Source organism: Saccharothrix sp. NRRL B-16348 (genome assembly GCF_001280085.1).
In the GTDB taxonomy this organism is placed as follows: Bacteria; Actinomycetota; Actinomycetes; order Mycobacteriales; family Pseudonocardiaceae; genus Actinosynnema.
Genome location: NZ_LGED01000216.1, coordinates 20,499 through 33,446, shown reverse-complemented (window position 1 = coordinate 33,446; position 12,948 = coordinate 20,499). Strand labels below are relative to the sequence as shown.

Here is a 12,948-nt window from a genome sequence, read left to right as displayed (position 1 = left end):
GCCCGAACGCGGTTCGGCATAGCATCACGTGTCGGCCGCCGCGCCTGCCCCGCACTCCCGGCAGGCACTCCGGGGCCGCCGCGCACTTCCGGGCCGGCGTCCGCCGTACGCCGTCCGCCTGGACGTGCCGGCAGACGCCCGGGACGCGAGGTGGGACGCGGGGGTGCCGACACACGACCGGCGGCCGGAACGGGGAGGCGACGAGTGGAGCACGGGTCGCCCGTGGTGGACACGTCGGTCGCCGGGGTCGTGGAAGCCAGGTGGGGTGTCCGCCCGGAGCCCGCGATCGCGCGGTACGCCGAGCCGGGCTGGCAGCTGTCGCCCCTGCCCGTCGACCGCCGGTGCCCGAAGTGCGAGGGCGAGCTGCACGGCCTGTACCGCGCCCACCCGGACCGCGGCAGGCAGCAGCTGCAGGCCGCCGTCGTGTGCCCCACGTGCCCCGCGTCGTTCACGCTGCGGGAGCTGAAACTCGCGCAACGCTCGGTGCTCGGCGACCTGCGCCCGGACGCCGTCTCCCGCCGCCTCGCGGAAGACGCCCAACTCGAAGCCCTGGCCCGCAGCGCGCACAAAACCCGCCCACCGACCACCGACCACCCCCAAACCGCGCCCAGGCCTCAAAACCCGCCCCGGAACCCGTCCAGGCCCCCGCCGAACCCGCTCCGAAACCCGCCGACGCAGCCCGACAACGCCGCGCCGCGTGCCGAGTTCGGCGAGCCCGAAATCGGCCTGGATCTGCCGCCAGAGCCGGATTTTGGGCAAGCGGGGACGGATTCCCGGCAATCGGGAACGGGATCTCGGCGGCCGGGAACGGGCTCTCGGCGGGCAGGGACGGATTCGCGGCGGCCGCAAGCAGGTTCGCCGCAGCCGCAGCCGCAGCCGCAGTCGGAGCCGGAGCCGGAGTCGGGAGCCGGGGCGTCGGAGCCAGGTTCGCGGCGCGAGGGGTCGCTCCAGCCGGCTGCGGCGGCAGGCGAAGCAGCGGCCGTTGCGGCGGACGGTGGGGATGGGGGTGCGGGGCGGGTTCGGGTCGGGCGGCGGGTTTCCACCGTGGCGATGGCGGCGCGGATCCGGTCGATCCTCAGCGGGTCGGAGGTGGCGCCGGCGACGCGGGCGGGCGCGGTGCCCGTGTTGCCGCCGGCGTTGGCGGCGCTCGAGTCGCGGCCCGTGTGGTGGTGCAAGACGGTCGACCCCGGGTTCGACGTGGCCGCGGTGCCGGCCGGTGTCGACGTTAGGGTCGTTTTGCCCGATTTGTCCGAATTCGCCGACACCCGCGACCGGCTCAGAGCGGCCGGCGTGCCGTTCCGTGCCGTGCGCCACTGGCTGGAGCAGGAGGAAGTCTCCACGACCACCGCCACCGCCTGGCTGTCCGACGTCGGCGGAGTGGTGCCGGAGCGGTGCGAGTCGGTGGTCGGCGAGGGCGCGCGGGCGGCTCGGCTGGCCTTCGAGATGGTGTGGGACCTGCACGAACCGGTCCCCGCCGACGACGTCCCCGACCCCGTCCCGGTCGAACGGTTCGTCCCCGCCGACTGGGCGCGGTTCCTGCCGTTCCCCGTCCTCAACCCCGCCCAGGCACAAGCCGCACCCCACCTGGTGGACGGCGACTCCCACCTGCTGATCACCGCACCGACCGGGGCCGGCAAGACCGCGATGGGCATGCTGGCCGTGCTGAAGGCGATCCTGCACGAAGGCCGCAAAGCCGCCTGGCTCGTCCCGCAGCGCTCGCTCACCGACGAACTCGACCGCGAGCTGGAAGCCTGGCGCGACGAGGGCCTCCGCGTCGAACGCCTCTCCGGCGAGTACGCGGTCGACGTCGAAGCCGTCAAGGCGGCCGACCTCTGGGTCGCCACCACCGAGAAGTTCGAGGCGATCTGCCGCGCGTCCTCCCTCCAGGCCGCCCTCGGCGAGGTCGGCTGCCTGGTCGTGGACGAGATCCACCTGCTGGGCAGCCCGAACCGCGGCGCGCTGCTGGAAGCCCTGCTCGCCCGGGTCCGCGGCATCGACTCGCCGGTCCGGATCGTCGGCCTCTCGGCGACCGTGTCGAACGCCGCCGAAGTCGCCGAGTGGCTGGAAGCCGATCTCGTGGCCACGACCTGGCGGCCGTCCAAGGTCACCTGGCAGCTGCCCACGATCCCGGCCGCCTCCGGCTTCACCGCGAACAACCGGCTGCGCGAACAGGTCGTGATCGACCTCACCCACCGGCACACCGCGGAGGGCGGCAGCGTGCTGGTTTTCTGCGGTTCCAAGCGCAACGTCCGCTCCACCGCGATGGCGATCGCCGCCGAACGGGGCGCGCCCGTGCACACCGTCGCCCCGGACGACATCGACGGCCTGACCAAGGCGTGCGCGGAGGTCGGCGTCCGCCTGCACTACGCCGACTACGAGCACAAGCACGCCGCCGAACGGGCTTTCCGCGCACGTCAGGCGGACGTCCTGGTGGCCACGTCCACCGTCGCCGCCGGCGTGAACCTGCCCGCACGGGCGGTGATCGTGCGCGACGTCTCCATCGGCGGCGAACCGATCGACACGTCCACGGTGCTGCAGATGTTCGGCCGGGCGGGGCGCATCGGCGCGGGCGAGACCGAGGGCTGGTCGTACCTGGTCGTCGACGAGACGCAGCGCGCGGACTGGCAGACCAGGCTGGTGGCCGGCTACTCGGTGTACTCGCGGATCCGCGACTCCCTGCCCGACCACGTGCTCGCCGAAGTGCTCCAGGGCCGGATCGGCACGATGGACGACGCGCAGGCGTGGTGGGTGGAGACGCTGGCGCACGCGCAGGGCGACGACGACCTGGAGCCGGTGCAGGAGGCCGTGACCTTCCTGGTGGACGAGGGTCACCTGACGATGACCGGCGACCGGCTCGACATCACCGAGCTGGGCCGGCTCACCGCGCGGATGATGGTGTCCACCCACACCGGGCACCGGTTGCGCCGCACGCTCGGCCTGCTGCCCGTGCCGCACGACCCGGACGAGGCGGAGAACGCGCTCAGCCTGGTGCTGTCGGTCGCCGTCCGCGACCTGGCGGGCATCCCGGTGCCGGAGCCGGTGCGGCCGGCGGTGGCCACGGTGATCAAGGCGGGCGGCAAGACGTCGCAGATCACCAACACCACGTCGGTGAAGGGCCTCGGCTCGCAGACGTCCACCGCGCCGGGCGACCTGGCGTGGGCGGCGCTGCTGCTCGCGGCACGGTCGCCGCACCTGTTCGACTCGCCCAAGCGGCGGGTGGCCGGCGGGATCCCGCTGGCGACGCTGCACCCGGTGTACGAGCAGGCGCCGAGGTTCCTGGCGTGGCTGGCCGCGCAGGGCGTGCTGGGCACCGTGCACCCGTGGATCGCCGTGGTGGCCGCCGACCTCGACCACCGGGTCCGCTGGCGGAGCCTCGCACCGGGCCGCGGCGCGGGCAGGCTGCTGTGGATGTGCGAGGAGATGGCCACCCGGGCCCACCTCAGGGACGTGGTGCCGGACCTGTGGCGCTCGGCGGTCGCCCGGGGTGTCCGCGCGCCGGACTGGCCGCCGGGGCGTTCGCCGGCGGGCTGCGTCCTGGACCACGCGGGCTACACCGCGTTGCTGCGCGAACGCACCACCAACCACACGCTCGCCGCGCACGCCGACAACGCCACGGTCACCGGCGGCACGGGCGCGACCGCGATCGCCTGGCGCGGCCGGACGTGGTCCGCGCCCACGACGTCCGCGACCGTCGCCTACCCACCGTCGGAGGACGACGACGCGACCGAAACGGGGGTGGCCGTCTTCACGCGCCGCGGCGACTACCGCGCCACCGGCTGGCTCGACGCGTACACCGGCATCAACACCGAAGACACCCCACCACCACCGGCACGCACCCGCCGTGGACTGGGCAGGTGACTACCGGTCGTTCAGCTCCTCCGCCAGGATCGGCGCGAGGGAACGGCTGAACGCGACGTTGAGGTGGTCGGGGTCGTAGTACACGGCGATGTTGCCGACCACGCCGTGGCACCTGTCCCGGTCGCAGAAGTAGTCGGTGAAGTCCGCCAACGACACGCCGGTGTTGTCGCTGGTCCGCGCGACCTCCGACAACGGGTCCACGGGCTGCGCCACGGCACGGTCCACCGAGCACACGCCCGGGTCGCCGGGGTTGAGCGCCACGCAGTGGGGGTCGCGCACGTCGCCGTTCAACGGCGGGTCGCCCAACACCACCACGCGCGCCCCCGCGTCGGTCCACCGCCGCCACCGCGGTTCGAGCCCGTCGCGGTACTGCTCGGTCTGCGACCGGCCGCTGCCGTCGTCCACGATCTCCTTGCGCGCGTGGAACGACGTCAGCACCAGCGACGGCGAGTCGTCCGCGATCACGTCGGTCATCCGCGCGGACCAGTCGGCGCACCCGCGCTTGGCCTCCTCGGTCGCCTCGCCGCGGAAGCCGACGAAGTCGACGTCCGCGAACGGGCACCCGCCCAGGTAGGCGAACTTGAGCACCCAGCCGTGCTCCCGTGCCAGGTCCGCCACCGGCGACTGCCACTGCTGGGCGTGCGAGTCGCCGACGAGCCAGACCACCCGAGGGGACGCCGACCCACCGCTGTAGTCACACAGCGACACGTCGGTCAGGCCCTCGACGCCCACACAGCCCGCCGGCGGCTTGAAGTACTCGTTGGCCGGCCCCATGTGCACGACCTCCGCCGGGCCCAACGGGTTCGGGCACTTGTTGGCCGGGATCATCGCCTGCCCGCCGACGCACACCCCGGTACCGCGTTCCACGGCGTCCAGCACGGCCTGCGCGGCGTCCGACTCGGCCTGCGCGACGTGCCGCTCGTAGGTCCAGGTCAGCCCGACCGCGCCGGCGGACACGACGAGCAGCCCGACGACCATCGCGGCGAACGTTGCCCCGGTCCCGAGGCGGACCGCGATGCCCCGGTCCTCGACCAGGAGCTTCGACAGGTGCGCCAGGACGAGCGACACGGCGAGCACGGCGAGCAGCAGCGGCGTGGTCATCCGGCCCGCCTGCAACGCGTCGGCGAACACGAACGGCGCGACCATGATCAGCGGCCAGTGCCACAGGTACAGCGAGTAGCTGATGCCGCCCAGGAACTGCACCGGCGACGATGCCGTGACCGGCGTGTGCCACTGCCGTCCCGGACGCTGCCCTGAAGCGATGACGAGCGCCGTGCCGACGGTCGGCACCAGCGCGAGGTAGCCGGGGAACGGCGTCGCGTGGTCGTAGAGGAACGCCGACCCGAGGATCAGGGCGAACCCGACCGCGGACGCGACGCCGGCCGTCCGCTTCGACAGCTCGACACCGGTCAGCGCGATGAGCGCGCCCAGCGCGAACTCCCAGACGCGGCCCGGCGTGACGAAGTACGCCTGGTTCGGCTCGACCTGCGTGTAGTAGGCGCTGAACGCCAGGGACGCCGCGCCGACCAGGGCGATGCCGACGATCTGCGCCCGTCGTCGCCGGACCTTGAACAGCACCACCAACAGCAACGGCCAGACCAGGTAGAACTGCTCCTCGACCGACAGGGACCAGTAGTGCTGCACGAGGCTCGCCGCCGCGTTGGCCGCCGAGTAGTCGACGGACTTCGCCGCGAGGAGCCAGTTCTCCCAGTACAGGGCGGCGGCGAGGGTTTCCGCCGCGGTCGCTTCCCAGCGCGGGTACGGCAGCACGTAGTACGCGACGACGACGCTCACCCCGAGCACCAGCAACGCGGCGGGCAGCAGCCGGCGGACGCGCCGGGCGTAGAAGCGGCCGAGGCGGACGCGGCCGGTGGCGGCGATCTCGCGGTCGAGGTGCGAGCTGATCAGGAAGCCGGAGATGACGAAGAAGACGTCGACGCCGACGTAACCGCCGGTGAGACTGCCCGGCCAGAGGTGGTTGACGACCACCGCGAGCACCGCGACCGCTCTGAGGGACTGGATGTCGGTGCGGAACGCCGACGGTCTTCGCGTCCCGACGGGTGAGCGTTCCTCGACGACCGTGCTCGCCATTCAGCCCGTCCCCACGCGTCGGCCCGGCTACAGGCTTGTGGCCGGGGACGGTACATGACCCGTGCCGGGCCGAGAGGCGACTCGGTGGATCGTGACCCGACAATGGTGACCGTGATTCCGCGCCCGGAGCGGCGACAGGGGTGATCGATGAGCTATCCGCCGGAACCGTGGGAGCTGCACGGCCGGGCGTGCGTGTCGGTGTGGCTGGTCCGGGCGACGGCGGTGCCGCCGTTGCCGGTGCGGCCGGTGACGGTGTTCGGGCGGGCCGTGGTCGGCACGGCGTTCGTCGACTACCGGCCGCCCGGCCTGGCGTACCACGAGGTGCTGGCCGCCGTGCTGGTGCGGCACGGGGCGCGGTTCGGGGTGTCGATCACGCGCATCTGGGTGGACAGCCCGGCGTCACGGGCGGGCGGCCGTGAGCTGTGGGGCATCCCCAAGGAGTTGGCCGAGTTCGAGTGGGGCGCCGGGGGCACCGCGTCCGCCCGGGACGGGCACGGCCCCATCGCGTCGGTCCGGGCGCGGTCGCCCCGGTTCAGCGTGCGGCTGCCCGTGGCGGGGTCGACGTGGCAGGCGTTCGGCGACGGCCTGGCCCGCACGCCCTTGCGCGCCACGGGTCTCGTGGGTCCGGTCCGCGCGACCTGGCGCATCGACCCGGCGGGTCCGCTGGCGTGGCTGCTCCCCCACCGACCGCTGGTCAGCGTCGCCGTCCGGCGGATGCGGATGACGTTCGGGCCGCGCCGCCGCTAGGACCAGGGCCGGCCCGGGCGCACACCCGGACCGGCCTCGCCCGAACCCGCTCACCCCACCGAGCACTCCGCGAACCGCTCCAGCCCCTCCGGCTTCTCCGCGACCCGGCCGATCGCCGTCTCGATCCGGTTCAACGCCGCCGTCCGCTTGCTCGCCAACGGACCGAGGATCGCGTTGTCCACGAAGTTCGGCCCGCCCTGGCCCTCGGTGTCGACCAGCCGCTCGTTGGCCTCCGCGAGCTGCTTGTCCAGGTTCGCCAACTCCCGCGCCACCTCGTCCTCGGCCGCCGCGGGCACTTCCGCCAGCGCACCGACCGGCGACGGGCACTCGATCGCCTGCCCACCGGCCGCGGGATCGGCCGGGGCCGTGGTGACTTCGACGGTCTCCCCGGCCTCGCCCGCCTCGCCCAGCGCGCACTCGGCGAAGTCCGCCAGCCCGGCCGGCCGCTGCCCGTCGACCCGGCCGATGGCGATCGCGATCCGGTCCAGCGCGGCGGTCCGCTTGCTCGCCAACGGCCCGAGGATGGCGTTGTCCACGAAGTTCGGCCCGCCTTCGCCCTCCGATCGGGCCAACCGCTCGTTGGCCTCCTTGAGCTGCTTGTCCAGGTTCGCCAGTTCGCGGGCGACCTCGGTCCGCGCGGCGTCGGGCACGGCGGACAGCGCGCCGACCGGCGAGGGGCAGACGATCGCCTGCCCGTCGTCGCTCCCGGCGGTGGCGAGGGCGGCCACCGCGGTGACCACCATCGCCGCCACGCCGACCGCACCGACCACCACCGCGCGTTTCCTGCCGAGTTGGGGACGTGTGTGCCTCATGGACCACCTTCCTGTGTGGGTACGGGCGCACCTGCGCGGCGGGGTGACCCGTTCTCGTCGGGGGGTACGGCCGACCGACGAGCCCTGTTCACGCCCCGCACCGACATTGCGCCGGTCGACCCAACAGGTCAGGGGTCGTCGCTAGGCCGAACGCAGGAACGCGGCCAGCCCGTCGAGCAGCCGGTCCACCTCGGCCTCGGTCGAGTACGGCGCGAGCCCGACCCGCAGCCCGCCGGTGTCGCCGAGCCCCAGCCACCGGGACGCCTCGATCGCGTAGAACGAGCTCGCCGGCGCGTTCACGCCCAGCTCGGCCAGGTACCGGTACGCGTCCGCCGCCGCGTGCCCGGCGAACGTCGCCAGCACCGTCGGCGTGCGCAGCCGGGCCCGCGACCACACCGTCACGCCGGGCAGCTCCGCCAGCCCCGCCTCGACCCTCTCCCGCAACCGGTCCTCGTGCTCGCCCACCACCGTCAACGACGCCGCGATCCGCTCGCGACGCGTGCCCTCCGACGGCGCCAGGTCGGCGATGAAGTCCACCGCGGCCGTGCAGCCGGCCAGCACCTCGTACGGCAGCGTGCCCAGCTCGAATCGCTCCGGCACGGCGTTCGGCGACGGCAGCAGCTTGTCCGGCCGCAGCTCCGCCAGCACGTCCGGCCGCCCCGCCACCACACCGCAGTGCGGCCCGAAGAACTTGTACGGCGAGCACGCGAAGAAGTCCGCCCCGATCTCCTCCACGTCGACCGGGTGGTGCGCGGCGAAGTGCACACCGTCCACGTAGAACAGGGCGCCGCGTTCGTGCGTCGCGGCGGCGATCTTCGCCAACTCCGGGCGGGTGCCGATCAGGTTCGACGCCGCCGTGACGGCCACCAGCCGGGTCCGCTCCGACAGCACCTCCGCGACGTCGTCCAGCTCACCCGTCGCCGGGTCGAACCCGACCCACCGCACCACCGCGCCGACCGCCTCGGCCGCCTGCACCCACGGCCGCACGTTCGCGTCGTGGTCGAGCCTGGTCACCACCACCTCGTCGCCGGGACGCCAGGTGCGCGCCAACGTGCGGGCGAAGTCGTAGGTCAGCTGCGTCATGCTGCGCCCGAACACCACGCCCTCCGGCGACGCGCCGAGCAGGTCGGCCACCGCGCGCCGGGCGTCCAGCACGATCGCGTCGGCCGCGCGTTCGGCGGCGGTGACCACGCCGCGGTTGGCCAGGGACGAGATCATCGCGTCGCGCACGGCGTCCGCGACGGCGGCGGGCACCTGCGAGCCGCCCGGGCCGTCGAAGTGGGCGGTGCCGGTGGCGAGGGACGGGAAGCGGGCGCGGACGGACTCGACGTCGTAGGTCATGCCACCACTCTGGCGGCCGATCCACATCGGACTCCAGTGTTCCGGGTCACGTTCTCCCCTTGACATTGGTCCAACCATCGCACAACGCTATGGAAGCGCTCTCACGGACTCGTCCGCCGGAGCGCCCGACCGCACGGCCGCCCTGAAACCGGCCGGGAGGTCGGCAAACCTGCCCTGCACCGAGGAGTCGCAACCATGCGCACCCTGACGAAGTGGGTGAGCGCGTTCGCCGCGCTCGCCACGTCGGCGTCACTGGCCGCCGCCACACCGGCCGCGGCCGTCGGCCCCGACCTGCTGCCGATCACGATCACCAACAACAGCGGCCGCGCCGAGGCCGTCCACCTGTACGTCCTCGGCACCGACATCCGGCCCGGCGGCCGACTCGGGCACGTCAACCAGTCCGGCACGTTCACGCCGTGGCCGGCCGGCGCCAACCCGCCCTCGCCCGCGCCGGACGTGTCGATCGCCGGCCCACCCAACGGCGGCACCACCACCCTGCGCGTGCCGCGGTTCATCTCCGGCCGCGTCTACATGTCGTTCGGCGAGAAGCTGAAGTTCTTCCTCACGCCGGACGGCCTGGTGCAGCCCGCGCCGTGGTCGCCGAGCGACCCGAACCGCGACATCCTGTTCGACTGGAGCGAGTTCACCTACAACGACGCGGGCCTGTGGCTGAACAGCTCCCAGGTGGACATGTTCGCCGTGCCGCACGCGGTCACCGTGACCGGTGCGAGCGGCGTGACGAAGAAGACCGGCGAACTGGTCGCGGGAGGCCGCGACAACGTCATCAACGGCGTGCGCAACCAGGCGGCCTGGGCGAATTCGGTCCGCACCCGCGCCGACGGCACGGTGGTGCGCGTGCTCGCGCCCGGCAAGGCGGCCGACGCGGGCCTGTTCGACCCCGCCTACCTCGACCCGTACATCACGCAGGCGTGGAACGCCTACACCACCAAGACGTTGACCGTGGTGCCGTTCGGCGACCGGCCGGACATCCGCTACTTCGGCCGCACGTCGGGCGCCACCATGACCTTCACCGACTCGTCGGGACGTCAGGTGGCCTCGTTCGGCAAACCGTCCACGTCGAACGTGTGGGGTTGCGACGGCGCCCTGCACGCGCCCAACGACCAGGTCGTCGGCCCGATCGCACGCACCTTGTGCGCCGCGCTGCACCGCTCCACGCTCGGCACGATCGACACCCAGCCCGGCGGCGGGCCCGCCGACTTCTACAAGGGGTCGCTCACCAACCACTACTCGCGGCTCGTGCACCACAACATGGTGGACGGCAAGGCTTACGGCTTCGCGTTCGACGACGTGCAGGCGCAGGAGTCGTTGGTGCACGACGGCGACCCGCGTTCGGCGGGGATCGTTTTGACGCCGTTCACGGGTGGCGGCGGCACTCCCCCGCCCGGGACCGCGGGCAGCATCGTCAGCGCGTGGCACGGCAAGTGCGTCGACGTGCCGAACTGGAACTTCGCCGACGGCCAACGCCTGATCGTGTGGGACTGCACGGGCGGCACGAACCAGAAGTGGGAGTCGACCGGCGGCACGTTCCGCACGCAGAACAACATGTGCATGGACGTGGCCTGGGGCTCGACCGCGAACGGCGCCGCCGTGCAGGTCGCGACGTGCAGCGGCAACCCGGCCCAGCAGTTCGTCCTGACCGCCGCGGGCGACCTCGTCAACCCGCAGGCGAACAAGTGCGTGGACATCGCCGACTGGAACCCGGCGAACGACGCCGTCCTGCAGCTGTGGGAGTGCGGGGGCACGGCGAACCAGAAGTGGCGTCGGGGCTAGCGCCGGCCTGGCCGACGTGATCCCGTCGACCGGGTTGACCGCGGAGATGGACGGCGGGGAGCCGCGCTGTCATCGGACGGCCGGTGGGTCGTCTGCGCGGTCACCCCGGTCGGCCGGGCGGTCGACGGTGGTCACGTAAATCGCGTGACCCTGCCAAGGGCACTGGCGACACTGACGCCATGACCGGTTCCGCACTGCCTCGACTGCTTCGACCGCGTGCCCTGAGGCCCGGAGATCTCGTGGTCATCGCAGCGCTGTCCGGTCCGCTGCCGGCCGCCTACGAGCCCAACGTCGAGCGGGCGGTGGTCGTGCTCGAGCGGATGGGGTTCCGCGTGCGTCGGGCTCCGCTGCTCGAAGCAGGGCGGCGCCATTGGTGGAGCGCGGCGACACCGGCGGAGATCGCCGCGGAGCTCAACGGTCTGCTGCGTGACCCTGAGGTGCGCGCGATCATCGCGAGTGACGGTGGCCAGACGGCGCTCGGCTACCTCGACCTGATCGACGTCGAGGCGATCAGGGCCGACCCCAAGCCGATCCTGGGCTACAGCGACATCTCGCTGCTGCACCTGGTGCTCTACGCGCGCACGGGTCTGGTCGGGTTCCACGCCGACATGGCGGTCCCCGGCTTCGGCGGGCACTGGCAGTCCGCGCCGGCGGCGCGCCGAGCGGAGCTCGAACAGCTCTACTCAAGGTTGCTGACCGGTACCGAGGCGATCGGTGCGCTGCCGGTGAGCCCGTCGTGGGAGTGCTGGCGTCCCGGTCGTGTCGAAGGTCGGCTGATCGGCGGGGTGATCAACCGCATCGTGCTGGCGCAGGCGACGCGTTTCGCGCTGCCGCTCGAGTGGTTCGACGGCGCGGTGCTGTTCTGGGAGGAGATGGGCGGCCTGGCATCGCACGTGTGGAGCTACCTGCACGTGATGCGGCACAGCGGCATCCTCGACCGGATCTCCGGCATGGTCGTCGGCGTTCCGCGCGAGATCAGCGGACTCGAGCCCGGCGCCTCCCCGACCCTCTCCGAGATGGTCCTCGACGTCCTCGGTGACCGTGACATCCCGGTCCTGGGCAACGTCGAGTTTGGACACGCCGGCCCGAACCTGCCGATGCCGGTCGGCATCCGCGTCGGTCTCGACGCGCAACAGCGGACGTTGTCGCTGCTCGAACCGGCGGTCGGGCCGCACGCGCTGACGGGACCGGTCGGCTGAGCGCAGCCGACACCGCCACCGAGCAAACACCGATCCGAACGAGCACGGCTCAGAGGAAGTCCCGGAACCACGTGCCCGCCAGGCGGGCGACCTCGTCCAACGCACCCGGCTCCTCGAACAGGTGCGTCGCGCCCTCCACCACCTCGATCCGCCACAACACCGCCAACTGCTCCGCCGCCGCGCGGTTCAGCGCCAGCACCTCCTCGTCACGCCCACCCACCACCAGCAACGTCGGCGCACGCACCCGCGACAGCGCGTTCCCCGCCAAGTCCGGCCGCCCGCCCCGCGACACGACCGCCCTCACCAGGTACGTCCCGGCCGCCGCCACCAACGCCGCCGCCGCGCCCGTGCTCGCGCCGAACAGCCCGATCGGCAACCCGCGCGTCGCCGGCGCCCTCGACGTCCACTCCACCGACGCCGCCACCCGCTCCGCCAGCAAGCCGATGTCGAACCGCAGCCTCCTGGTGACCCGGTCTTCCCGCTCCTCACGTTCGGTCAGCAGGTCGAGCAGCAGGGTCGCGTACCCGTCCCGGCGCAGCGACTCCGCCACGGCCCGGTTGCGCCCGCTGTGCCGCGAACTGCCCGACCCGTGCGCGAACACGACCACACCGGCCGGGTCGGACGGAACGCCGAGGTCGGCGTCCAGGTCGACGCCCCAGGCGTCGACCGACACCGCCATCGTGCCGCTCCTCGTCATGGCCTCCGGGTTCACCGCCGCACGCCCCGGCAAACGAGCCGTGTCCCACCGGGGGTCGCGGGTAACCCATCGGTGTGCCCCCTGACCGGCACGGGAGGAGCGACCATGGCCGACGAACGAGCGCGAGCCGAACGAGACGACCCAGCCGAACGAGGAGATCGAGGACCGATGTCCGAGCAGCAGGAGTCGCTGGAGCCGCACTGGGGCACGCACGAGGGCCACAGCCTGCGTCGCGACCCCGAGACGGCAGGCCCGCAGTACGCCGTGCCCGACGACGACGGCGACTTCGTCGACGAAGAGCCGACGTCGATCGCCGACGAAGCCGGGTCGAACTACCTGCGCGGACCCGAGGACGCGGCGATGCACATCGAGGACGAGGACGGCCGCCCCGCCGAATGACCTGATCAGGTGA

9 protein-coding genes are annotated in these 12,948 nt (G+C 72.9%); 5 read left to right on the top strand and 4 right to left on the bottom strand.

The genetic code is table 11. The features are described from left to right. The first annotated feature begins 204 nt into the window (after window positions 1-204). On the top strand, window positions 205-3,858 hold the full coding sequence (locus ADK67_RS28935; protein ID WP_231648401.1) for a DEAD/DEAH box helicase: 3,654 nt from the start codon (window positions 205-207) through the stop codon (window positions 3,856-3,858). Here ADK67_RS28935 and ADK67_RS28930 read toward each other — a convergent pair whose 3' ends face one another. Further along, the gene (locus ADK67_RS28930; protein WP_053719695.1) at window positions 3,859-5,949 is read right to left on the bottom strand and encodes an acyltransferase family protein; all 2,091 of its coding nucleotides are present in this window, start codon (window positions 5,947-5,949) and stop codon (window positions 3,859-3,861) included. It abuts the gene before it with no gap. A 147-nt stretch (window positions 5,950-6,096) separates the two neighbouring features. Here ADK67_RS28930 and ADK67_RS28925 point away from each other — a divergent pair, with 147 nt between their 5' ends. Then, entirely contained in the window at window positions 6,097-6,696 is a 600-nt protein-coding gene (locus ADK67_RS28925; RefSeq protein ID WP_053719694.1) for an acetoacetate decarboxylase family protein, read from the top strand. A gap of 50 nt (window positions 6,697-6,746) precedes the next feature. Here the strand turns inward: ADK67_RS28925 and ADK67_RS28920 are convergent, their stop codons facing one another. Together ADK67_RS28920 and ADK67_RS28915 are read right to left on the bottom strand one after the other, a co-directional pair. Then, window positions 6,747-7,508: a hypothetical protein gene (locus tag ADK67_RS28920; protein ID WP_063797751.1), complete on the bottom strand. Its 762-nt coding sequence runs from the start codon at window positions 7,506-7,508 to the stop codon at window positions 6,747-6,749. 141 nt (window positions 7,509-7,649) lie between these two features. Further along, window positions 7,650-8,849, bottom strand: a complete 1,200-nt coding sequence (locus ADK67_RS28915; protein ID WP_053719692.1) for a cysteine desulfurase-like protein — start codon at window positions 8,847-8,849, stop codon at window positions 7,650-7,652. A 195-nt stretch (window positions 8,850-9,044) separates the two neighbouring features. Between ADK67_RS28915 and ADK67_RS28910 the strand changes: the two genes are divergently transcribed. Both ADK67_RS28910 and ADK67_RS28905 read left to right on the top strand, forming a co-directional pair. Next, window positions 9,045-10,640 (top strand): beta-1,3-glucanase family protein, encoded by a 1,596-nt coding sequence (locus ADK67_RS28910; RefSeq protein ID WP_053719691.1) that lies wholly within the window; start codon window positions 9,045-9,047, stop codon window positions 10,638-10,640. 239 nt (window positions 10,641-10,879) lie between these two features. Then, on the top strand, window positions 10,880-11,839 hold the full coding sequence (locus tag ADK67_RS28905) for a S66 peptidase family protein (protein WP_197289664.1): 960 nt from the start codon (window positions 10,880-10,882) through the stop codon (window positions 11,837-11,839). Between the two features lie 49 nt (window positions 11,840-11,888). Here ADK67_RS28905 and ADK67_RS28900 read toward each other — a convergent pair whose 3' ends face one another. Beyond that, window positions 11,889-12,518 carry a dienelactone hydrolase family protein gene (locus tag ADK67_RS28900; protein ID WP_063797750.1) on the bottom strand — a complete coding sequence of 210 codons (630 nt, stop codon included), beginning with the start codon at window positions 12,516-12,518 and terminating at the stop codon, window positions 11,889-11,891. Between the two features lie 186 nt (window positions 12,519-12,704). Here ADK67_RS28900 and ADK67_RS28895 point away from each other — a divergent pair, with 186 nt between their 5' ends. After that, window positions 12,705-12,935, top strand: coding sequence for a hypothetical protein (locus ADK67_RS28895; RefSeq protein WP_053719689.1), 231 nt, complete (start codon window positions 12,705-12,707; stop codon window positions 12,933-12,935). The last annotated feature ends 13 nt before the right edge of the window (window positions 12,936-12,948 follow it).